Here is a 21,972-nt window from a genome sequence, read left to right on the forward strand (position 1 = left end):
GATGAGCAACAGCTACACTTTTGGGCGTAAGAAAGCAGGTACATCAACTTTTTCCAATCCGTCCCTTGTCTCACCACATACCCCAACACTGGCAAACCCAACAGGCGGCTTTAGTTTACCAAAAAATAATCTAATTCAAACAGCAACAGAGCAATCAACCAACCTCAAAGAGGCTCAGTTTGCCGACGAGCAATCCTTATTATCAGAAGCCCTTGAGCAAAGGTCTTTTAGTCACGACATTAGTCGCATAGCGTTGCGTCGTCCCCAGGCAAAACTGACGGTGGGAGAACCAGGGGACAAGTACGAGCAGGAAGCAGATTGGATGGCAAATCAGGTGATGCGGATGGTTGTGCCCCACAAACTTAACACTCCTACCGTACAGCCTGTACAAGACTCCTTGCGACGCAAATGTGCAGCCTGTGAACACGAAGAAGACAAAGTACAAACTAAGCCATCTATACAATCGGCTAATAATGTAGGCTTACAGGCACGGAATAATATTGAGAGTCAGCTCAATAGTAGTAAAAGCGAGGGAAGTTCGTTGCCAGATGAAGTGCGATCGTTCATGGAAGCCCCCTTTCGGACTAACTTTGTGATCTTACAGCGACAGGAGCAGGTGCCTGCCAGTTGCCCCAACCGCGAGCCGGACTTCAATGGAGTCGAAGGGATTATCAATAATGCATACGGCGGCAGCCGCAGCAATACGTACTCGGTAGATCAACTTTTCGATGCTTGGTCGCACGTTCGTGTGCAGAGGGAGAAGCCGGGAGGAGTCAACTGCTGTAGTCCGGAACTGCCTGCTGCCGAGCACTACTTGTACGCACGCTATACAGTTGCCAATCGCGACTACTCCCCGTTTGAGATGAAGGCCCTCATCTGGGGGTACGGTTACTTCAAATTCCTCGTCCCTAAGACGGGTATCTGCCCCAAATCGCCCGACACTCAAGGTTCCCGAGATTGGGGTTATCGCGGTGCAGATGATGGTGCCACCGACCTGTTTCACCAGGAATTGGCTTAGCCGACCTTGTAGGGTGGGCATTGTCAGCTCCGCGATTAGTGCTAGAAAACTTTAGGGTAAAGTCGAATAGAAATCGGCTCATACTTTTCTTCTTCCTCTTTCGCGGGGCGACCCCGCTTCTTCAGGTTAATCCCAAGCTGTTCAGCGATCGCGGCTCTGAATTCTTGGCTTTCTTCTGATGTGACTCGCCTTGCTCTTTCAAAAGGAAACTCAGATTCCTGATTCATATCGCTGGCACTCCCTTTTTGTCGCTTTTCTCGCACTAATGATCCTATGTCTGCTAGTCTGGTTGCAGCTTTTGCACAGCCTTTATGAGTTGTTCCAGAATGATAGAAATCGATATCATGCCAATAGCCATCATTGAGTTTTTTAAATTGCAGAGCGATCGCCGATCTTGTAGCTTCGCTAAGGCATCATACGAAAGTGGCAGAGAAAAAAGTGCGATCGCCTATTTTGTAGGTGGGTATTCCCAAAAATGTCCAATCACGTCAAAATGCTTAAAAGCAATAGCCACCGTACTGACTTACACCTTCCCAAATCGGCGTTCCCGTTGCTGGTAGGCACACAAGGCGCGGTGAAACTCAGCGCGGTCAAAATCTGGCCAAAGAGTATCGGTGATGTAAATTTCTCCGTAAGCCATTTGCCAGAGCAGGAAATTAGAAAGGCGCATTTCTCCACTGGTGCGAATTAACAAATCTGGGTCAGTAATTCCCGCTGTGTACAAGTGGCTTTCAAATACCTGTTCATCAATTTCATCAGGTTGTAGTAGACCTTGCTGGACTTGTTTGGCGATCGCCCGACAAGCTTGTAAAATCTCTTGGCGTCCGCCATAATTAGTTGCCACTGAAAACCGGATGGCGCGGTTATTTTTGGTTTCTTCCATCGAACGAGAAATTTCTTGTTGGAGCGATCGCGGCAAAGCCTGTAAATTTCCCACAAACTTTATTTGCACGTTCTCTTCAACCATTTCCCGCAGTTCTTGACGTAAAACTTTTTGGAAAAGAGTCATCAAAAAATCTACTTCTTCCTGGGGTCTTTTCCAGTTTTCGGTGGAAAAAGCATAAGCTGTTAGTGCCTGGATTCCCCAATCCTTGCAACAACGAAGCAAATCCTTGAGAGCATCGACTCCTCGCTTATGCCCCATAATGCGTGGTAGACCTTGACGTTTAGCCCATCGACCATTGCCATCCATAATCACCGCAACGTGCTGGGGCAATAGTTCTCGTTTCAAGTCAGTGGGCAAATCTTGCAGTTTAGTTTGTTGTGCTGTCATTTTTTATCTCGAGAAGCGGTCGATGGTAATCTGAGTAAACGTGAAACCAATGCTAGTGTCTTCCCACCTATCTGACGAGCCAAGCTCAAAAGACCAGGAGCAACAGCTTCCCGATCCACAGTTGGGGACAAGAGATCCTCTAATGACTCTTTGAGCTTTCTAATCGTCAGTGGTCTATTTAGGGTTCCTCGTTCCGCTAAGGAAATAGAACCCGTTTCTTCTGATACAACGACACAAATGCAATTTTCGACCCGCTCAGTAATTCCCATTGCCGCCCGGTGGCGTGTTCCCAACTGGCGCGAGGCTGTGCGTCCCGAAAGTGGTAAAATTATACCCGATGCCACAATCCGCGAACCACGGATTAATGTCGCTCCATCGTGTAACAAAGTTTTCGGCTGAAAAATTGTCTGGATCAGTTCTTTAGAAACTTCCGCGTTTAGCTTTACTCCTGGCACAGAAAAATCCCGCTCATCAATTGGGCCTGTGGTTTCCAAAATTAGTAAAGCTCCAATACGGTTTTTTGACAATTCTTTAACAGCCTCAACAATTTCATCAATTACACTATCAGATTTGGGGATTGCCAAGCGATCGGGTTGAAACAGCTGACGAAATTCGCCGCGCCCCAATTGTTCTAAAAATCGCCGAAACTCTGACTGTAGAGCAACTGCCATCGCTACAGCACAACCAATCACCAATTTTTCTAGTACAAAATTTAGCAGAGGTAGGCCGAATCTGCCACTTAGTGCTGAGGCTAGCATCAAAATAATGAATCCTCGCACCATCCATAGTGTCCGGCGCTCACTAATAATAACTAGTATCATGTACGTCAGCGCCAGCACAAATACAATATCCAGAGTCCCAAACAGCAAGGACTGTGACCATCCCAGGTTTATCAGCCATTGCTTCCACCAATCTCTCATGACATCTGGATTACACTTTTGCCTCTAATTACAGTTAGGAGTTAGGAATTAGGAGTTAGGAGTTAGGAGTTAGGAGTTATGAAATAAACTTTTAATTCAAAACTCAAAACTCAAAACTTAAAATTCACTACTCCTAAGTTCTAACTTTTAACTCCTAACTCTTGATTTTTCAGTCTTTGGGGTAGGCGATCTTGTCGAATTAAGTCTTGATAAGTTTCACGTTGCAAAATTAAATTTGCTTCCCCATTCGCCACTACCACTGCTGCCGATCGCGGCAAGCGGTTGTAGTTAGATGCCATACTGTAATTGTACGCACCAGTTCCCATAACTACGAGAATATCTCCTGGTTCTGTCTTTGGGAGTAGGGCATTTTTAATCAGGATATCTCCTGATTCACAATGTTTCCCAGCAATTGTGACGGTTTCGGTTAAGGGAGAGGACATTTTATTGGCAACCACTGCCCGATAAACTGATTGGTAAGTAATCGGACGGGGATTGTCAGACATTCCCCCATCAATTGCTACGTAGGTACGAATTTCTGGGATCACTTTGGATGAACCAATAGTGTAGGCTGTAACGCAAGCTGTGGCAATTAGCGATCGCCCCGGTTCACAAAGTAATTTTGGCAAAGGTAAATTTTCGGCTGCACAAGCTTCTTGGATTACTTCACAAATCGGCTTCGCCCATTCTTCAATGCTAGGGGGATCGTCTGATTCTGTATACTTAATCCCTAAACCACCACCGACATTTAACTCTGTCAAATTTAAACCATACTTCGCCGCATCCCGCAACCACTGTACCATCAGAGCAGCTAAATCTCGATGCGGTTGCCGCTCAAAAATTTGGGAACCGATATGAGCATGTAACCCTACGCAGTTAAGGAAAGATTGTTGACTAACAAAAGTAAATAATTCCTCTAGCTCATTGGGATCGAAGCCAAATTTGCTATCTAGTTGTCCAGTGCGGATATATTCATGTGTGTGACATTCAATACCCGGAGTCAGGCGCAATAAAAATCGAGGCTGTAGGTCAGGGGAATTTGCCGCCTCCACAATTTCTACCAAAGTGCGTAACTCATGCCAGTTATCCACCACAATAGTGCAACCGACTTCTGTGGCAAAAATCAGTTCTTCACGAGATTTATTGTTGCTATGAAGATAGATTTTCTCAGGATTGACACCTGCTTCTAGCGCGGTATAAAGTTCACCACCTGATGCAACATCAATTCCTAAACCTTCAGAGGCAGCGATCGCACAAACTGCTAAACAATTCCAAGCTTTTGAAGCATACAATACTTGAGATTCGCCTTTGTAGTATTCTTTGAAAGCATCTCGGTATTGCTGACAACCCAAACGCAGGGTTTCTTCATCTAAAATATATAAAGGTGAACCAAACTGCTTAACTAGGGTTGTGATATCACACCCACCAATTTCCAAGAAGTCATGATTATGAACTCTGGCTGTTAAGGGTAAAAGTTCCTGATTAGGCGAAGAATTTGCTTTGCTGCTGCGCCTTTGAGGTAAATATTGACTTCCAGAATGTTGAACCCCAGTGGGGTGAGTCGATACCATAACTATAATTAATTGTCCTTGTTTAAAATACGGGGGTGAGTAAGTCTCCCGTTTCTCAGTTTACCTTTTTCAGCAATAAGGGTCACACTGAACCTCAAAGAGATGGGGGGACTGGGGACTGGGGACTGGGGATTGGGGACTGGGGATTGGGGACACTTCTTGAGCTTCAGTGCATGGCTGGGGACTGGGGACTAGAGATTGCGAGTGTGGGAGTGTGGGAGATATGGGAAGCTTACAGTCTTTGCCCATACTCACCACAGTCCCCACACTCATTCATCCCCCTTATCCCCAATCCCCAATCCCTTTTATACAGAAAACAGCACCAAAGTCAGGTTAGTAACAGTTATTTAGTATAAAAAGTTCTAGCCTTAACTAACTTTGTGTGGGTCTCGTGTAACAGTTTGTAATATTATTCAATAGATGTGATTTCATTAGACTTAGAAATTAAATCATTAAAAACAGAGCATCTGACTGCATTGCTGGAACTAGATCTAGCTTGTTTTGGTGGTCTGTGGACAATGGAGGCTTACCAACGAGAGTTGGACAGTCCCAATAGCGATCTGCTGGGTTTGTTTTCCCCTGTCTCTAGTTCCAGACTGCTGGGAATGGGTTGCTTTTGGTCAATTTTAGAAGAAGCTCACATTACAATTTTGGCGGTTCATCCCCAATATCAGCGCCAAGGTTTAGGACAGACTTTACTATATTCACTGATCAAAACAGCTTGCGATCGCGGTTTGGAGCGAGCTACTCTCGAAGTCCGAGCTTCCAACTTGGGGGCTATATCTTTATATCAAAAATTTGGCTTCAAAACAGCAGGGCGCCGTCGGGGTTACTACCAAGATAACGGTGAAGATGCGCTCATTCTTTGGCTCCCAGACCTCCAACACCCAAAATTTCAAGCCACTTTAGACCACTGGCATTCCATTGTTAATGGATCATTGTAGATATTTTCGATGCCTGACCGAATTTTAGATTTTAAATTTTGGATTTTGGATTGAAGTGAAGATTCTTGCATCCAAAATTTCAAAAGGTATCAGAGCAAGCGAATTTATACTCGCTCCCCGAGAAGCAAGCTACGTGGAATAAATCCAAAATCTAAAATTACTTGACTTGCCCCTGAATTGATTGCTGGGGTCAATCTAAAATCTAAAATCTAAAATCCAAAATTGTCTGACGCTGCTGCTAAGGCATCCTACCAAACCAGCGCTCAACTCAATTCCATAGATATATTAAGCGCTCGCCCTTATATTATCATCGTTTGATGACAATATAAGGGCGATCGCTATATCAATAACTCTTGCAAAAATCTGTCAAAGATTACTGCCGAGTATCAAGGGAACACACTAAAAACTTACCATTAAATTTTCTCATTAATCAGTCAAACAATTTTGGATTTTGGATTTTGGATTTTGGATTTTGGATTTTGGATTTATTTGACCTGCAACGGGTGTTAGCGTAGCGGCATGTTAGTCCGGCATGAAGCAAAAAAATCTAAAATCTAAAATTTAAAATCTAAAATTGGCTCAACTTCAGCAAAACTTGGAATTAACCATTGGTACTTCCCTGAAACTCTCTGGTTGTGGTGCTAAACCTTTGTCAGCAAAATGCTTATTCATCAGCGCCGGGACTTGTGGTGCTTGAATCTGGCTGTAGCGGGTTTTATCGGGCATAACTAGATTTGGCCCGGCTTTGCAGTTTTTCATACAACCAGTGCCCTTGATTGTAACTTGGTCTTCCAAACCGCGATCGCTCAAAGCAGCCTCCAAAGCCTGACAAACGGCTTTACCACCGCGTTTCATGCAATCAGACTTTTGACACACCAAAATAGTTGCTTTCGTCTTCGCTGGTTTTACCTTGGCATTATCAATTGATGGTGGTTCTTGTGGTGCAGCGATAGTTTTAACTGTCGCCATTTCAGAACGCGCCGCCATCACACGTTCAGCTTTGAGTGTAACCTTGTCTTTTTTTATATCGTATTGTTTATAACCAACAACTTGTAGCCAAGTACCTGGTGATAGCCGCAAATCAAAAGCAGCCCGTAAATGCTTAGCCAGTTTAACGTAGCATTCACCCTCATGAGTCCCCAGCAGTAAACCTTTGAGCTTATACCCATCTTTAATAACAAAATCTATAAATCTGCCCTCAAGGCAAAATTCTGATACTTCCAGACTATGACATGCACCCATTTTTTAACCTCCTTTTAACTAATACAAGCTATTTACAGTGATACTTTCAGCACCGGGTTGAAAATTGGCGATGTAGATTAGAACTTTTGGTAACGACTTTTCCAGCAGCATTCAAGAGTCCAAATCTGGTCTTGACGAGAGGCTGTGAATCGCCGTATCACGCTCCAAAGTTGAACAGCCCCAGTAGCAGAGCTAATTTCAACTTGTAGTGGCTGATTAGTCACACAACTACAGGGAATATCTAACTCCTTTAGGCGTTGATAAACTTGCCAGCGGTCTGCCCAATTCACTTCTACAACGTGCTTGCTTTCTATTTCTGAACTAAACGATTTCAAGAGAATTGCCCTCAAAGTGCAACAAACTTGCAGTAAATACCGCGATTTAACTTCTGACTTTTGAAAGTCTTAAGAGTTTAGCCTCTTAAAACCAGCATAGCTTAAGTGCAAACAATTCTCATTAACTTTGGAAAAAATAATTACTGGGGATTGGGGAGTGGGGATTGGGGATTGGGGATTGGGGACTGGGGATTGGGGACTGGGGATTGGGGATTAGGTCTGGGAAGAGGATATGGGAAAAAACTTGTTGCAAGTTTTCACTCAGGTCACCTTGTTACCTTGTCCCATTATCCTCTCCCTCATCTCCCTCAGTCCCCAGTCCCCAGTCCCCACTCCCCAGTCCCCAATCCCCACTCCCCAATCCCCACTCCCCTTCACATTATTCAACGAACAAATAAACTGGAGAATTTTTGTAGCCTACAATTCAAAATTTAGTCATAGAGAATAGGCCTTGCCATTATTGTGAAAATGTTAATATATAAAGACTAAGCAGTTAAAAACTGTAACTGCTAAAGAGCGAGGAGAACAATGTCTGAAACGCAAACTTTGTTACGAAATTTTGGTCATGTATATGACAATCCCGTACTCTTGGATCACAGCGTAACTGCCCCAGTTACCGAAGGATTCAACGTTGTATTAGCTAGTTTCCAGGCACTTTACTTGCAGTACCAAAAACATCATTTTGTAGTTGAAGGTGCAGAATTTTACTCTCTGCATGAGTTTTTTAACGAAAGCTACAAAGAAGTACAAGACCACATCCATGAAATTGGAGAGCGCTTGGATGGACTGGGTGGTGTGCCAGTTGCAACCTTCAGCAAACTAGCAGAATTAACCTGTTTTGAACAAGAATCCGAAGGCGTATATTCCGCCCGCCAAATGGTAGAAAATGACCTAGCTGCCGAACAAGCAATCATTGGCGTAATTCGTCGCCAAGCTGCTCAGGCAGAGAGTCTAGGCGATCGCGGCACACGCTATCTCTACGAAAAGATTTTGTTAAAAACTGAGGAACGTGCTTATCATTTATCTCACTTCCTCGCCAAAGACAGCTTAACCTTAGGGTTTGTGCAAGCTGCTCAAAGCTAAAACTCTCATAATCTAGATTTTTCTACCTAGACCAAAAGAAAAAGTCTGTCGCATTAACTCTTAAAATATTATAAAAAATGGCAGAGAGTAGTATATCTATTTCTCTGCCATTTTTAATCTAAGTCAACATATTTACATCATATTTAACATTGAAAATATTTAGCAATTAGTTAGCTAATGTAGATTATGATCTCAGTAATGTATTTGTCTTAAATAAACAGACAAATATCTGCCGCAGAAAATCAGTATTTGTTGAAAATTCTCATAAAATTAAATAAAAAATCTTTGCAAGAGACAGAAAAAATTTAGCATCACAATTCAATAAAATTAGAAATACAAAATAGGGATTGGGGACTGGGGACTGGGGATTGGGGATTGGGGATTGGATATTGGGTACTGAGAAACTATTCCTAAATATTTATTTCCTAGTCCCCAGTCCCCAATCCCTAGTCCCTAGTCCCTAGTCCCTAGTCCCCAGTCCCCAGTCCCCAGTCCCCATTCCCCTCTATCAAGTTAGAAAACTTAATAATAAAAAGCACGATCGCGGGTAAACACCCTTAAAATAATCAGGATTTGTATTCTCGTACTCCAAGGCAACTACTATGCCCCGCCGTGATGACCTCCGGAAGATTCTACTGTTAGGCTCTGGTCCAATTGTGATCGGACAAGCCTGTGAGTTTGACTACTCTGGCACTCAAGCCTGCAAAGCGCTGCGAGAAGAAGGCTATGAAGTGGTGTTGGTCAACTCTAACCCTGCAACGATTATGACCGACCCGGAAACGGCCGATCGCACTTACATTGAGCCGCTGACTCCGGAATTAGTCGAAAAAGTGATCGCCAAAGAACGCCCTGATGCTCTACTCCCAACGATGGGAGGACAAACCGCCCTCAATCTCGCTGTTGCTTTAGCCAAAAATGGCGTGTTGGAAAAGTACAGCGTTGAGTTAATCGGCGCTAAACTACCAGCCATCGAAAAAGCCGAAGACAGAAAACTTTTTGGTGAAGCAATGGCAAGGATTGGGGTAGCTGTGTGTCCCAGCGGCACAGCCGAATCCTTAGAAGAAGCAAAAGCCATCGCTCGCCAAATTGGCACTTATCCCCTAATTATTCGTCCTGCCTTCACAATGGGTGGAAGTGGCGGCGGTATTGCCTATAACCAAGAAGAATTTGAAGAAATGGCACAGGTGGGTATAGATGCCAGCCCTGTTTCCCAAATTCTCATTGACCAGTCTTTACTCGGCTGGAAAGAATATGAACTCGAAGTGATGCGTGACTTGGCAGATAACGTGGTGATTATCTGCTCCATTGAAAACCTTGACCCTATGGGCATCCACACTGGAGACTCCATTACCGTCGCTCCCGCGCAAACCCTCACTGATAAAGAATATCAAAGGCTGCGGGATATGGCAATTAAAATCATCCGCGAGATAGGTGTGGAAACTGGCGGTTCTAATATTCAATTTGCCGTTAATCCTGTTACTGGGGATGTAGTGGTGATTGAAATGAACCCCCGCGTTTCCCGTAGTTCGGCTTTAGCTTCTAAAGCTACAGGTTTCCCCATCGCCAAAATTGCCGCAAAGCTAGCAGTGGGCTACACCTTGGATGAAATTCAAAATGACATCACCAAGAAAACTCCAGCGTCCTTTGAACCAACAATTGACTACGTAGTTACAAAAATCCCCCGCTTCGCCTTTGAAAAGTTCCCCGGTTCCGAACCAGTGCTGACAACCCAAATGAAGTCAGTGGGAGAAGCAATGGCAATTGGGCGGACTTTCAACGAATCCTTCCAAAAGGCACTGCGTTCTCTGGAAACCGGACGTGCTGGCTGGGGTTGCGACAAAGCCGAAAAATTACCCAGTGGCGAACAAATTCGTGCCCTGCTGCGGACACCAAATCCCGATCGCATTTTTGCCCTGCGTCATGCTTTACAGTTAGGCATCAGTGCCGAAGAAATCTATGAACTCACTGGTATTGACCCGTGGTTCCTGGATAAAATGCAGCAAATTCTCGATGTGGAGAAATTCCTCAAGCGCACATCCTTAAAGGAATTGACAAAAGAGCAACTTTATGAAGTGAAGAGGAATGGATTTAGCGATCGCCAGATTGCCTATGCCACCAAAACCACCGAAGATGAAGTCCGCGCCTATCGCAAACAACTAGAAGTCATCCCAGTTTACAAAACTGTAGACACCTGTGCAGCGGAGTTTGAAGCGTTTACTCCTTACTACTATTCTACCTACGAAGAAGAAACAGAAGTTTTGCCAGCAACCAAGCCCAAAGTCTTGATTTTGGGTGGTGGTCCTAACCGCATTGGCCAAGGAATTGAGTTTGACTATTGTTGTTGTCACGCCGCCTATGCTTTGAAAGGAGCGGGGTACGAGACGATTATGGTCAACTCCAACCCAGAGACGGTTTCCACAGATTATGATACCAGCGATCGCCTGTATTTCGAGCCTTTAACAAAAGAAGATGTCCTGAATATCATCGAAACTGAAAATCCTGTAGGCATAATCATCCAGTTTGGCGGACAAACACCCTTGAAGTTGGCTATTCCCCTCCAAGAATATTTGCAGGGATTAGGGACTGGGGACTGGGGACTGGGGACTGGGGAGAGTTCCCACTCCCCAATCCCCAAGATTTGGGGAACATCACCAGATTCCATCGACATGGCAGAAAACCGAGAGCGATTTGAGAAGATTCTCAAGGAATTGAATATTGCTCAACCACCCAATGGTATTGCTCGGAGTTACGAAGATGCGCTAATTGTCGCTAAACGTATTGGCTATCCGGTGGTGGTGCGTCCCAGCTATGTTTTAGGGGGGCGGGCGATGGAAATCGTCTATTCTGATGCTGAGTTAGAACGCTACATGACCTTCGCGGTACTGGTAGAACCAGACCATCCAATTTTAATTGATAAGTTTTTAGAAAATGCCATTGAAGTCGATGTTGATGCGATCGCCGATCATACAGGACGGGTAGTGATTGGTGGTATCATGGAACACATAGAACAAGCTGGAATTCACTCAGGAGACTCCGCTTGTTCCTTACCTTCGATTTCTTTACCACCGGCAGTTCTCAATCAAATTCGTACATGGACAGTGCAACTAGCCCAAGCCCTGTCAGTCATAGGGTTAATGAATATTCAGTTTGCCGTCGTCGGCGCAAGCGGCTATTCTCCCCAAGTTTACATTTTAGAAGCCAACCCCCGCGCCTCCCGCACGGTGCCGTTTGTTTCTAAAGCAACGGGTGTCCAGTTAGCCAAACTAGCATCCTTAATTATGTCAGGTAAAACCTTAGAGGAGCTACACTTCACCGAGGAAGTCATCCCAACCCACATTGCCGTCAAAGAAGCGGTATTACCCTTTAATAAATTCCCTGGAACTGATACAATACTAGGACCAGAAATGCGCTCCACTGGTGAGGTGATGGGGATTGACAGCGACTTTGGACGAGCCTTTGCCAAAGCCGAAATAGGCGCAGGTGAGCGTTTACCCTTAACGGGAACCGTGTTTGTATCAATGAGCGATCGCGATAAAACAGCTGCTGCGATCGTGGTAAAGGAATTTATCGATTTGGGCTTTACCGTGATGGCCACACTTGGTACACGCCGGGTTCTTCTCGAACAGGGGTTAAAAGTTGAATTAGTACTTAAACTCCATGAAGGGCGACCCCACGTCCTAGATGCAATCAAAAACCAGAAAATCCAACTGATTATCAACACACCCTCAGGGGAAGAAGCCCAGACCGATGCGAGGTTAATCCGCCGCACAGCCTTAGCTTACAAGATTCCCATCATAACTACCATCGCTGGTGCAAAAGCCACCGTCGCCGCCATCCGTTCCTTACAAAATACGACCTTGGATGTAAAAGTCATCCAAGATTACTGCAAGATTGCGAGGGAGTAGGGAGTAGGGAGTGGGGAGATGGGGGAGATGAGGGGGATGAGGGGGATGAGGGAGCAGGGGAGGCAGGGGAGGCAGGGGAGGCAGGGGAGGCAGGGGGAGAAATAACCAACCCATACCCAATGCCCCATGCCCAATGCCCAATGCCCCACTCTCCACTCCCCACTCCCCAAAAATTAAACAATTGTTATAAGAGAATGAATATAGTTCTCATTGAGATATTTTAACAAATATGAGGAAGTTTCTTTGAGTCACATAAGTTGTGAAATCTGCTTTTAGACGCGCTTGAAAGGAAAAATACTATTCCACAAACTGGGACAACCAGGAAATTTATTCAGGTATATAGCCAAAACCTTCTCATAAAGGTTACAATTATTAATATTAATCCAATAGAAGTAATGTTTAAGAAATTACCTTTTATCTAACTGTAGATACTTGTGGAAAGCAGGAAATAACTGTAACTTTTAGCAGTTAAGAAGCTCAATTTTGATTATTTATGAGCAGCCGAATTTATCGGGCGCGTAAGTTGCAAACCATAGCATGGGTTCCCAGCCTGACTGGGTAGCACCCATACAGAGCATCTATCCCTTAATGACCCTACCGTCAAACCCATCATTATCAAAGAGTAGCGCCATGAAGACCGCTCAGACAGCCACAGACCTCGTGCGGACTTACCTGCGTGAGATTGGCCGTGTGCCACTCTTAACCCACGAGGAAGAGATTTTCTATGGTAAGCAGGTGCAACGTTCAACGGCCTTGCACGAATCGCGGGAAAATCTTGCCACCCAGTTAGGTCGCCAACCAACTCTCGAAGAGTGGGCGAAAGCGACAAAATTAGAACCAGCAGAGTTGAACGAAGCGATCGCTGATGGTGAAATTGCCAAGCGTAAAATGGTAGAAGCCAATTTGCGGCTGGTGGTTTCCGTTGCCAAAAAGTACATCAAGCGCAACGTCGATTTACTGGACTTGATCCAAGAAGGTAGTATCGGAATGCAACGCGGCGTGGAAAAGTTTGACCCCACGAAAGGCTACAGATTTTCTACCTATGCCTATTGGTGGATTCGCCAAGCGATTACCCGTGCTATAGCCGAAAAGGCTCGTACCATTCGGCTGCCTATCCACATAACCGAAAAATTAAATAAAATTAAAAAAGCACAGCGGCAATTGTCTCAAAAATTGGGACGCGCTCCCACAGCTGGTGAGCTAGCTGAAGAATTGGAATTGACACCAAAGCAAGTGCGAGAGTATCTAGAAAAGGCGCGTTTGCCTCTTTCTTTAGATTTGCGCTTGGGTGATAACTACGACACCGAACTCGGAGAAATGCTGGAAGATCCAGGAGCTTCTCCAGAAGAGTTTGTGATGCAATCTTCCCTATCTTATGACTTAGAGCGCCTGATGGGTGACCTCACGCCACAACAGAGGGAAGTAATCACGCTGCGCTTTGGGTTAACTGACGGGCAAGCGCTGACTCTGGCAAGAATCGGTGAAATTCTCAACATTAGTCGGGAACGAGTCCGGCAAATCGAGCGGGAAGCCTTAACAAAACTTCGTAAATCTAAAGCCAACATGGATGAATATTTGGCAAGTTAGTCATTTGTCATTTGTCCTTTGTCATTCGTGCTTTGTCCAGAGTTTAATGACTAATGACTAATGACTAATGACTACTGACCAATTGGTGAGAAAATACGCTGCTCTTGGTACGGTTAGACCCACTTTCATCAGCAAGCTAGCCTGTTACATTATTTTACAGGAAGACCAAATAGCCAGCTAAGCCAAATCCCAAAAAGGCATTTAGTCTCCAAATCACGAATACCTAAACTAGAAATGGTAGTCAAGGAGATAAAAAATGAGTAATCCATCCAATCGCGTCTCAGAATTTTTCAATAGTGAATCAGAAACTAGCGATTTGCTATGGCAGTACGTAAAATCTTTGAGTCCTGAGACAGTTACCCAACTATCTAAACCCACTTCTGCCGAAGTTTTTCAAGTGATGGAACGTAACATTACAGGATTGTTGGGAAACTTGCCTTCAGAACACTTTGGTGTTACTGTAACCACCAGTCGAGAAAGTCTCGGTCGGCTTTTGGCCTCTGCTATGATTAGCGGTTATTTCTTGCGTAACGCTGAGCAGAGAATGAATTTTGAAATCGCCCTACAAGGAACTGAAACCAACAATAGCGAAATTGACTAAAAATATTACGGCAGAAGTCAGAAGTCAGAATTCAGAAGTCAGAATTCAGAATTCAGAATTCAGAAGCAAAATGGGCTTTACACTGGGGTTTGAGACGAATGCTTGTGTAATTTACCTTAATTTAAATCCGCTGTAAAAATTAGCAAACTCAATATTGTTGGGCTGAAGCTAGTCAAAGTTATGGCTGCACCAGTAGTAAAATAGGCATGTGCGAAATCCTTGTACAAAATTTCCAATCATGCATCACGTCAATATTTGACAATATCCAAGATACAAGCAAATTTGGATTGAAATTGATACCCAAAGAGTGCAGAGTAAGGCAGAATTTTTGAATTTGTTTTTCTCTAAAGCTACATAATTTGGGAATTAGTGAAACCAGAGGCATATTTTTAAATGAATAATAAAAACGGGTGGATAAACAAACAGCGATAGACAATATTCGCAATAAATACAAACTCGGCAGGGTTAAAAGCAGTCTGCCGAGTTTTGTTATAGGGAATGGGGCATTGCGAATGCTGTTAGCAGTAGCGGGGCGTTGAGCCAGTTAGGAGTTACAGCAGTTTTCATGTATTTGAACCACATCTGTCCCAAGGGCACAGCAATGCTGTGCCCCTACCGCGTGGTCTATTTACCTGAAAATAGCTGTAAGATTTATTTTCCCCCATCTCTTCCATGTCCATACTCCCCACTCCCTACTCCCCATTCCCATAAACCATGAGTCAAACCAGTTCTTTCCCACCGCATAAAATCATTGGCGTTGCCGTAATTTGGAATGACCAAAAGCAAATCTTAATCGATCGCCGTCGTCCAGAAGGAGCGATGGGTGGTTTGTGGGAATTTCCTGGTGGCAAAATTGAGCCTGGTGAAACTATCCAAGAGTGTATTCAACGAGAAATAAAAGAAGAATTGGGAATAGCGATCGAAGTCGGAGAGCATTTAATCACTATTGACCACACCTATACAGACTTGCGGGTTACCCTCACAGTACATCACTGCCGCCACGTTGCAGGTGTTCCCCAGCCTTTGGAGTGCGATGAAATTCGCTGGGTAAGCTTGGAAGAACTCGATCAGTTTACTTTTCCGAAAGCAAATATTCAAATTATTGCTGCACTTAAGGGAGTAGGGAGTGGGGAATGGTGAAGAGGTGTGGGAGGTGTGTCCGGTGTGGGAGGAAGGGGAGGAAGCATAAATTCTCTTTCCCCCCACACTCCCCACACTCCCTCATCCCCCTCATCCCCCTCATCCCCCACTCCCTACTCCCCAGTCCCCATTCCCGTAACAATCTATTAATTGCATCAGGTTGAGTCTCGCAATTTTCTACAATAATCGCAGAGACTTTGATAAATGGTATCAGTAAACAAATGCCTAAAACCGTTGCCGACGTGATGAGCCGCGATCCGATTGTGGTTCGGGCAGAAACTCCACTCAAGGAAGCTATCCAAATTCTCGCAGAACGCCACATCAGCGGGCTACCTGTTGTGGATGATGGCGGTAAATTGGTGGGCATAATTTCAGAAACCGATTTAATGTGGCAAGAAACTGGTGTAACTCCACCTGCATACATCATGTTTCTTGATAGTGTTATCTATTTGAAAAACCCTGCTGCATATGAACGTGACTTGCATAAAGCATTAGGGCAAACCGTTGGGGAAGTGATGAGTAAAAACCCCATTAGTATTTCCCCTGAGAAAACTTTAAGGGAAGCTGCTACAGTTATGCACGATCGCAGTGTTCACCGCTTGCCAGTACTTGACAGCACGGGTCAAGTAATTGGTATCCTCACTCGTGGTGATATTATTCGGGCAATGGCAGCAAGTCAAGACTAGTCATTAGTCATTAGTCATTAGTCATTAGTCAAGAGTTTTTGACCCTTGACTCTTTTTTATACGTTTGAAAATCAAGGATAATTAAATGAATATTACTCCAGAGTCTGTTAAGCAATTGCTTAGTTCTCAGGATTTGGGCGATCGCTTGCGTGCAGTAAATCAAATCCGTCAACTAGAACCAGCCATCGGTTTTGAATTGATTCAAAGTGCCATTGCTGATAGCAACTCCCGTGTCCGGTATTCAGCGGTGAGTCAAATGGATACACTCGGAAAACAGGATTTACAGTTATCTTTGGATATTCTACGCGATCGCTTGCTCAATGACTCGGAAATAGATGTACAAGCAGCAGCAGCAGATTGCTTGGGCGCTCTGAAGTTACATGAAGCTTTTGAAGATTTGGAGAAACTTTATAATACAACCAATGAATGGCTAATACAATTTAGTATCATTGCTACACTAGGTGAGTTAGGCGATCCACGAGCTTTTGAACTACTTAAACAGGCACTCTCTTCAGACAATGAATTAGTCCAAACTGCCGCTATTAGTTCTTTGGGTGAGTTGGGCGATACACAAGCCATTCCCCTTTTAGCTCCTTTTGCTACCAATCCAGATTCCCAGATCCGTTACAGACTCGTACAAGCCTTGATTCATTTGGGTAGTCCAGAAGCCAAATCTATATTAGAAACTCTGGTTAATGATGGTGTAGAAGCGATCGCTACTGAAGCTAGAAAATATTTGCAATCAGCTTAAGCTTATACCTTTCACAAGCTAACGATTAAAACAGCCCCTTTTGAAGTTTCTGTACTCGCAAAACCCTCTCCCATTGTGGAGGGGTTTTTATTTTTCACAAGATGGGGTAGAAAAAACACTGTAATTTTGCCCGGAGTATTGTTATAAAAAACTTGTATTTTCTCAGTAAAGATAGAGTTAAAAATTCACAATTAGTGTTTTTTGCTACTTTTGCTTAGTTTAATTAGTATAAAATACTACTTTTAATAGATTTGCTTCTAAAAATATTCATATAGAGCAATTTACTAATAAAGATTATGTAAATTAAGACGCGAGTAGATGCACTTACGTAATTGCCCGGTTAATATACAAATACAGAGAAAAAAGAAAACAAAATTTTTCATCTCAAGCATTGCTAATCAGAGGAAAAAAGTCTAATGAAAAAGTTTACTATTCTAGCAACAACACTTGCAGCATCTACTATAAGTTTAAATTTTGTTGGTGGTATATCTAAAGCTCAAGCTGCTTCTTTAGTTCCTCCAGTAGAAGGTGAAATTCAACTGACAAATGTCGCTTGTTTGACTGGTAGCTGTATTGATACAACTGCCTATGGTTACACAGTTACCAGTCAGAATTACAACGCAAATTACCAGCCAAGTCTATTATTTAGTGACGATAGTTCAACACTAAATCCTGAGTATTCGGCTTTTGGTATTTCGTTCGGTGCGCCAGATTCAGGAACTAACACGATTGGAGGTGAAAATTGGTTCCGTCCTGTGGCTAGAAAAATTGACGGGACTCTACCTGAAGCTGGTCAATTGGAAGTTGGTCAGTTCAAGTTTGAATTTGCTAGCACAATTAGCGAGTTAGTACTCTCGTTCTTTGATGTGGAAGATATAGGTACTTCTATTCTGAGCGTTAATGGTGTTGGTTATGCAGGAACAGTTACTCCAGGAAGTAACGCCAATATCAAGAAAGTGACCTTGACAAATGTCAATTCATTGGAGGTTAAACTGGGTAATATTGGTGGTAAATTTATCACTGGCGATGGTGTTCGCTTGGATGTTAACCAAACTGTACCTGAACCAGGAACCACTATGAGCTTAGGTGTTTTGGGATTAGCAGCTTTGTTCGGTTTGCAAAAGCGTAAAAAATCGTCGCAAGCAGTTTAATTTTCACCATAGCTGCCATAAAAATCAAGATAAAAAATTCAAACAATCAATGATTAATTTTGAATTCTAAATCTTGTATACAAAACATTAATGTTTGCATGTATATTTGACTAGCAAATAGATTTTTCACCGTTAATTAATTTGAGTAAATAAAATAACTAATTATCCAAGTTAGTTATTTTTATTTACTCAACTTTTTTATGTGGGTAAATTCAGTGAAATCCCCATTAAATATTAAGCGCCGTATACCTGTGACCAAGTTGTGATGATAAATACTGTAACTGCTGCGATCGCCAACAACCCTTGGATCAAATTCCCAACCAGTGTCCCTACGACAATTCCGATACCCGCCTTAACCGCTAATCCTAATTCACGTCGGTAAAGATACTCACCGATAATTGCTCCCAACAGAGGCCCTAGTAAAATCCCTAACAGTGGGCCTCCAAAAGGTAAAGCTGGCAATAATCCCAAAAATCCCAACACCAAACCGACAATCGCGCCAATTTGCCCCCACTTGCTAGCTCCAGCTTGCCTTGCTCCTATATAACTAGCTAAAAAATCCACTCCGATACTGAGTAACAAAACAATAATTGTCACAATTAATGGAATCTTGATAGCTCCGAAGGAACTGGTAACGATTCCCCAAATGATAATTGCAATTAAAATTAAGCTTGCACCAGGAATCGCAGGAACTACGGCGCCGATAATACCCACAAACATTACGGCAAGTAATAGCCAATAGATAATTTGCATAGATAAAATTTGAAATTTCCAAATCAGTTAGTCATTTGTAGGGTAGCACCGCTGTGCTACCAAAGCCCGTGTTGCATCCAAAATAGAACTGCTCTAAGATTTCTATTTGAATTTTGAACAAAATCTAAGTACTCTAGTAGCGTGACACAGCGAAAATAGTGCATTAGATGTAGGTTGAGTTGAGCAACGCTAAACCTAACATTTGGCTCGTCTTAGTCATTAGTTGCTGGGCAAATAAGATTTATACTTTTTAATAAACTAAACAGCAGGTAAAAGCACTTAGCCCTGGGGATTATAAATCAATGACGAGAAAAATATTAACTGGACTAAGTTCACAAACCTACGAACACCCTTTCGATCGCAAAGCCTTAGCATCTTTGCAAAAAATGCCTGGTGTCTCCCTGCTACTCAAAAAAATTAACGAGTACGGTATCGATCGCCTACTCCGTTTGCAAAGCCTTGGCAGTAGTATCAGAATTACCCCTCGTAATTTTCCCCAATTACATCAGGCATTAGTAGAAACTTGTGAAATTGTTGATGTTACGCCACTTCCTGAACTATATCTGTATCGAGGCACAGGTCACATTCAAAGCTACATTGTTGGAGCAGAAAAACCACTCGTTGGTATCAATTTAGATGCAATGGAGTGGCTTAATACAGATGAGTTGGTTTATATTTTGGGACATGAAGTTGCTCGGATTAAGAGTCAGCACATGGTGTATCACCAAATGGCATTTGTGATGCCGACTTTAAAAAATTTGTTGAGCAGTACTACATTGGGGGTTGGCGGCTTGGTAGCTGGTGGCATGGAATTAGCTTTATATAATTGGCAGATGATGGCTAGATTCACCGCCGATCGCGCTGGCTTGTTGGCTTGTCAGGATCTTGATGTCGCAACCACCGCACTGATAAAACTTGCAGGTTTACCTGATGAATACTTGACTACTGCTGTAATTGAAGATTTCCTAACTCAGGCGCGTGAGTTTGCATCCCAGAATCTTGATAGTGCCGATCAGGTGACCAAAATATTAAGTTACACAGAATCTGGACTTTCTTGGGTAGTGATGCGGGCTGGCGAGTTATTAAAATGGGTTGATTCTGGAGATTATGATAATATCATTCAACAGAAAAATTTAAATACACCAGAAGAACAAGAAGAAAATACACCAGAAGAAAAAGAAGGGTGGAATTTTTTAACTTCTTGGTGATTCAATTTTAGATTTTAGATTTTGGATTTTAGATTGGGAATTTCCAAATAAAAAAATATCTAACTAGGACTTAGGCACTGAAGCCTGAAACCCTGATCCCCCATTACCCCCCTTTTTTAGGAGGATCTAAAGTTTTGGATACCTCAAGCACTACTTTTCAAACACCCTCTAAGTCCTATGAGCATGTGGTCAATCTAAAATCCAAAATCCAAAATCTAAAATTGACTCAGAGTAACGGCTAATTTATCAGCAATTCCTGCAATCCAATTTTCATCTTGTTTGGTGTAACTGCGAGGAGCATTTGCTCCCAAAATGAGGACACCTCGATCGCCAATAGGTTGACAAATTACACCTTGAGTATTTTCGGGTAAATAATCGAATTCAATCCTACCTGGATATACTTTTAGCGCCACTAAATAAATCGGCTTTTGTTTTTCGAGTACCTGTTTTAAGATTACTCCCGGTACAACCTCAGATTTAGTACTCAAAATCCCGCGACGCAACAAAACTTTACCTTGATAAAAAACCACTAGCGATCGCGTTACTGTATTAGTCAACAATAAATGAGACGCCCAGGCTAGTTCAGTTTTCGCGGCTTCCGGTAAGTCTGGTGCTAATACAAAACCCTCTTCTCCAATTAGTTCTACAGTATCAGGCGATCGCGGCTGCACTTGCTGCCAAATTAAGCCCGTCAAAATTAACACCGCACTCAAAATCACACCCACCACATCACCACGCGCTTGAGATTCCGTTAGTTGCGGTGTCAACAAGCGGTTAATTAGCAAAAGTACAGCGCCTAGTCCACCTACAACAATGGGTAGACGCCGCAAAACTCGATTCGGATCGGGTTTAGTCATTGGTCATTTGTCTGTCATTGGGCATTGGGCATGGGGCATTGGGCATTGGGCATTGGGCATTGGGCATTGGGTATGGGGCATTGGGCATTGGTTATTTCTCCCTCACTTTTTGATCTCCCCCTGCCTCCCCTGCCTCCCCTGCCTCCCCTGCCTCCCCTGCCTCCCCTGCCTCCCCTGCCTCCCCTGCTCCCCCTGCTCCCTCATCTCACTCCTCCCCTGGTTCAATAATTCGCTGGAAAAGATAACCAGTACCTCTGGCTGTTAATATTAATTCTGGGTTGCTGGGATCGTCTTCTAATTTTGCCCGCAAACGGGATATATGCACATCTACTACACGGGTATCTACATGGCGTTCTGGTGTGTAGCCCCAAACTTCCTGCAAAATTTCTGAACGGGAAAAAGCTTCTCCTGAGCGACTGACTAACAACTCTAGTAAACTAAACTCCATACCCGTCAATCGAATCCGCTCGTCGCCTTTATAGACTTGTCGCTTATTTGTATCGATTTTAATGTTAGCGACATGAATCACCCCAGAACTAGGAATGCCAGTAGCACTAGTTTTGTCTACTCGGCGCAGCACTGAGCGAATCCGGGCTTCTAACTCTTTGGGGGAAAATGGTTTAACTACGTAGTCGTCAGCACCTAATTCTAGTCCAGTAATGCGATCGGCTACATCCCCTAAGGCTGTTAGCATAATAATTGGGACATCTGATTCCTTGCGTAATTCTTGACAAACACCGTAGCCATCTAGCTTTGGCATCATCACATCTAAAACTACCAAGTCAGGATCGGCTTTGCGAAAAGTTTCCAAAGCTTCTTCGCCATCGCCAGCCGTCACTACATCGTAGCCAATCATCGAAAGGCGCGTTTCCAAAATCCGGCGAATGCTGGCTTCATCGTCCACTACCAAGATTTTTTCTTTATGACTTTCCAAGTTAATCGAGGCT

Annotated in this window: 21 protein-coding genes; 12 read left to right on the forward strand and 9 right to left on the reverse strand. The window is 43.5% G+C overall.

Features of this window, described 5'->3' with window-relative positions:
• Position 1: 1 nt before the first annotated feature.
• Positions 2-1,018, forward strand: coding sequence for a hypothetical protein (locus tag IQ276_RS05265; protein ID WP_193915239.1), 1,017 nt, complete (start codon positions 2-4; stop codon positions 1,016-1,018).
• Positions 1,019-1,059: 41 nt separating this feature from the next.
• Here IQ276_RS05265 and IQ276_RS05270 read toward each other — a convergent pair whose 3' ends face one another.
• Complete coding sequence (locus IQ276_RS05270; RefSeq protein ID WP_193915241.1) at positions 1,060-1,245, reverse strand: AT hook motif protein; 186 nt, start codon at positions 1,243-1,245, stop codon at positions 1,060-1,062.
• An 84-nt stretch (positions 1,246-1,329) separates the two neighbouring features.
• Between IQ276_RS05270 and IQ276_RS05275 the strand changes: the two genes are divergently transcribed.
• Positions 1,330-1,578 (forward strand): hypothetical protein, encoded by a 249-nt coding sequence (locus IQ276_RS05275; RefSeq protein WP_235115451.1) that lies wholly within the window; start codon positions 1,330-1,332, stop codon positions 1,576-1,578.
• On the opposite strand, the gene uppS is transcribed toward IQ276_RS05275, so the two are convergent.
• The 3 genes from uppS to lysA all read right to left on the reverse strand — a co-directional run bounded on the left by uppS (position 1,542) and on the right by lysA (position 4,782).
• On the reverse strand, positions 1,542-2,291 hold the full coding sequence (uppS, locus tag IQ276_RS05280) for an undecaprenyl pyrophosphate synthase (RefSeq protein ID WP_193915245.1): 750 nt from the start codon (positions 2,289-2,291) through the stop codon (positions 1,542-1,544). The two genes, IQ276_RS05275 and uppS, sit on opposite strands and share 37 nt — an antisense overlap.
• Complete coding sequence (gene cdaA, locus IQ276_RS05285) at positions 2,288-3,211, reverse strand: diadenylate cyclase CdaA (RefSeq protein ID WP_190876266.1); 924 nt, start codon at positions 3,209-3,211, stop codon at positions 2,288-2,290. Before cdaA ends, uppS begins: the two co-directional genes overlap by 4 nt.
• 140 nt (positions 3,212-3,351) lie before the next feature.
• Positions 3,352-4,782, reverse strand: a complete 1,431-nt coding sequence (gene lysA / locus IQ276_RS05290) for a diaminopimelate decarboxylase (RefSeq protein WP_235115452.1) — start codon at positions 4,780-4,782, stop codon at positions 3,352-3,354.
• 422 nt (positions 4,783-5,204) lie between these two features.
• On the opposite strand from lysA, the gene rimI reads away from it, so the two are divergent.
• The gene (rimI, locus tag IQ276_RS05295) at positions 5,205-5,726 is read left to right on the forward strand and encodes a ribosomal protein S18-alanine N-acetyltransferase (protein ID WP_190876268.1); all 522 of its coding nucleotides are present in this window, start codon (positions 5,205-5,207) and stop codon (positions 5,724-5,726) included.
• 585 nt (positions 5,727-6,311) lie between these two features.
• On the opposite strand, the gene IQ276_RS05300 is transcribed toward rimI, so the two are convergent.
• Both IQ276_RS05300 and IQ276_RS05305 read right to left on the reverse strand, forming a co-directional pair.
• Positions 6,312-6,968 carry a (2Fe-2S) ferredoxin domain-containing protein gene (locus IQ276_RS05300; RefSeq protein ID WP_193925335.1) on the reverse strand — a complete coding sequence of 219 codons (657 nt, stop codon included), beginning with the start codon at positions 6,966-6,968 and terminating at the stop codon, positions 6,312-6,314.
• Between the two features lie 77 nt (positions 6,969-7,045).
• A complete protein-coding gene (locus tag IQ276_RS05305) occupies positions 7,046-7,303 on the reverse strand; it encodes an Asr1405/Asl0597 family protein (RefSeq protein WP_193925332.1) in 258 nt (85 codons plus the stop codon).
• A gap of 528 nt (positions 7,304-7,831) precedes the next feature.
• Between IQ276_RS05305 and dpsA the strand changes: the two genes are divergently transcribed.
• From dpsA to IQ276_RS05345, 8 genes are all read left to right on the forward strand, one after another.
• Positions 7,832-8,386: a DNA starvation/stress protection protein DpsA gene (gene dpsA, locus IQ276_RS05310; protein WP_073641747.1), complete on the forward strand. Its 555-nt coding sequence runs from the start codon at positions 7,832-7,834 to the stop codon at positions 8,384-8,386.
• 602 nt (positions 8,387-8,988) lie between these two features.
• On the forward strand, positions 8,989-12,291 hold the full coding sequence (carB, locus tag IQ276_RS05315; RefSeq protein ID WP_235115453.1) for a carbamoyl-phosphate synthase large subunit: 3,303 nt from the start codon (positions 8,989-8,991) through the stop codon (positions 12,289-12,291).
• A 630-nt stretch (positions 12,292-12,921) separates the two neighbouring features.
• Positions 12,922-13,878 (forward strand): RNA polymerase sigma factor, RpoD/SigA family, encoded by a 957-nt coding sequence (locus IQ276_RS05320; RefSeq protein ID WP_190883377.1) that lies wholly within the window; start codon positions 12,922-12,924, stop codon positions 13,876-13,878.
• 256 nt (positions 13,879-14,134) lie between these two features.
• Positions 14,135-14,479, forward strand: a complete 345-nt coding sequence (locus IQ276_RS05325; RefSeq protein WP_190883376.1) for a DUF760 domain-containing protein — start codon at positions 14,135-14,137, stop codon at positions 14,477-14,479.
• A 714-nt stretch (positions 14,480-15,193) separates the two neighbouring features.
• On the forward strand, positions 15,194-15,619 hold the full coding sequence (gene mutT, locus IQ276_RS05330) for an 8-oxo-dGTP diphosphatase MutT (RefSeq protein ID WP_235115454.1): 426 nt from the start codon (positions 15,194-15,196) through the stop codon (positions 15,617-15,619).
• Between the two features lie 221 nt (positions 15,620-15,840).
• The gene (locus IQ276_RS05335) at positions 15,841-16,305 is read left to right on the forward strand and encodes a CBS domain-containing protein (protein ID WP_190883374.1); all 465 of its coding nucleotides are present in this window, start codon (positions 15,841-15,843) and stop codon (positions 16,303-16,305) included.
• 85 nt (positions 16,306-16,390) lie between these two features.
• Positions 16,391-17,056, forward strand: a complete 666-nt coding sequence (nblB, locus tag IQ276_RS05340) for a phycobilisome degradation protein NblB (RefSeq protein ID WP_193922258.1) — start codon at positions 16,391-16,393, stop codon at positions 17,054-17,056.
• Between the two features lie 416 nt (positions 17,057-17,472).
• A complete protein-coding gene (locus IQ276_RS05345) occupies positions 17,473-18,207 on the forward strand; it encodes an LEVG family PEP-CTERM protein (protein ID WP_193922257.1) in 735 nt (244 codons plus the stop codon).
• Between the two features lie 234 nt (positions 18,208-18,441).
• On the opposite strand, the gene IQ276_RS05350 is transcribed toward IQ276_RS05345, so the two are convergent.
• On the reverse strand, positions 18,442-18,960 hold the full coding sequence (locus IQ276_RS05350; protein ID WP_193922256.1) for a DUF456 domain-containing protein: 519 nt from the start codon (positions 18,958-18,960) through the stop codon (positions 18,442-18,444).
• A gap of 302 nt (positions 18,961-19,262) precedes the next feature.
• Between IQ276_RS05350 and IQ276_RS05355 the strand changes: the two genes are divergently transcribed.
• On the forward strand, positions 19,263-20,168 hold the full coding sequence (locus IQ276_RS05355; RefSeq protein ID WP_193922255.1) for a M48 family metallopeptidase: 906 nt from the start codon (positions 19,263-19,265) through the stop codon (positions 20,166-20,168).
• Positions 20,169-20,383: 215 nt separating this feature from the next.
• Here IQ276_RS05355 and IQ276_RS05360 read toward each other — a convergent pair whose 3' ends face one another.
• Both IQ276_RS05360 and rpaB read right to left on the reverse strand, forming a co-directional pair.
• On the reverse strand, positions 20,384-21,025 hold the full coding sequence (locus tag IQ276_RS05360) for a cofactor assembly of complex C subunit B (RefSeq protein WP_193922252.1): 642 nt from the start codon (positions 21,023-21,025) through the stop codon (positions 20,384-20,386).
• A gap of 205 nt (positions 21,026-21,230) precedes the next feature.
• Entirely contained in the window at positions 21,231-21,959 is a 729-nt protein-coding gene (gene rpaB, locus IQ276_RS05365) for a response regulator transcription factor RpaB (RefSeq protein ID WP_096542480.1), read from the reverse strand.
• Positions 21,960-21,972: the final 13 nt, after the last annotated feature.

The sequence above is a fragment of the Desmonostoc muscorum LEGE 12446 genome (assembly GCF_015207005.2).
Taxonomy (GTDB): Bacteria; Cyanobacteriota; Cyanobacteriia; order Cyanobacteriales; family Nostocaceae; genus Nostoc; species Nostoc muscorum.

Excerpts from the sequence above, each read along its gene's own strand:
- IQ276_RS05265 (WP_193915239.1), top strand. The coding sequence starts at position 2 with ATGAGCAACAGCTACACTTTTGGGCGTAAGAAAGCAGGTACATCAACT.
- IQ276_RS05270 (WP_193915241.1), bottom strand. The coding sequence starts at position 1,245 with ATGAATCAGGAATCTGAGTTTCCTTTTGAAAGAGCAAGGCGAGTCACA.
- IQ276_RS05275 (WP_235115451.1), top strand. The coding sequence starts at position 1,330 with ATGAGTTGTTCCAGAATGATAGAAATCGATATCATGCCAATAGCCATC.
- uppS (WP_193915245.1), bottom strand. The coding sequence starts at position 2,291 with ATGACAGCACAACAAACTAAACTGCAAGATTTGCCCACTGACTTGAAA.
- cdaA (WP_190876266.1), bottom strand. The coding sequence starts at position 3,211 with ATGAGAGATTGGTGGAAGCAATGGCTGATAAACCTGGGATGGTCACAG.
- lysA (WP_235115452.1), bottom strand. The coding sequence starts at position 4,782 with ATGGTATCGACTCACCCCACTGGGGTTCAACATTCTGGAAGTCAATAT.
- IQ276_RS05300 (WP_193925335.1), bottom strand. The coding sequence starts at position 6,968 with ATGGGTGCATGTCATAGTCTGGAAGTATCAGAATTTTGCCTTGAGGGC.
- dpsA (WP_073641747.1), top strand. The coding sequence starts at position 7,832 with ATGTCTGAAACGCAAACTTTGTTACGAAATTTTGGTCATGTATATGAC.
- carB (WP_235115453.1), top strand. The coding sequence starts at position 8,989 with ATGCCCCGCCGTGATGACCTCCGGAAGATTCTACTGTTAGGCTCTGGT.
- IQ276_RS05320 (WP_190883377.1), top strand. The coding sequence starts at position 12,922 with ATGAAGACCGCTCAGACAGCCACAGACCTCGTGCGGACTTACCTGCGT.
- IQ276_RS05325 (WP_190883376.1), top strand. The coding sequence starts at position 14,135 with ATGAGTAATCCATCCAATCGCGTCTCAGAATTTTTCAATAGTGAATCA.
- mutT (WP_235115454.1), top strand. The coding sequence starts at position 15,194 with ATGAGTCAAACCAGTTCTTTCCCACCGCATAAAATCATTGGCGTTGCC.
- IQ276_RS05335 (WP_190883374.1), top strand. The coding sequence starts at position 15,841 with ATGCCTAAAACCGTTGCCGACGTGATGAGCCGCGATCCGATTGTGGTT.
- nblB (WP_193922258.1), top strand. The coding sequence starts at position 16,391 with ATGAATATTACTCCAGAGTCTGTTAAGCAATTGCTTAGTTCTCAGGAT.
- IQ276_RS05345 (WP_193922257.1), top strand. The coding sequence starts at position 17,473 with ATGAAAAAGTTTACTATTCTAGCAACAACACTTGCAGCATCTACTATA.
- IQ276_RS05350 (WP_193922256.1), bottom strand. The coding sequence starts at position 18,960 with ATGCAAATTATCTATTGGCTATTACTTGCCGTAATGTTTGTGGGTATT.
- IQ276_RS05355 (WP_193922255.1), top strand. The coding sequence starts at position 19,263 with ATGACGAGAAAAATATTAACTGGACTAAGTTCACAAACCTACGAACAC.
- IQ276_RS05360 (WP_193922252.1), bottom strand. The coding sequence starts at position 21,025 with ATGACTAAACCCGATCCGAATCGAGTTTTGCGGCGTCTACCCATTGTT.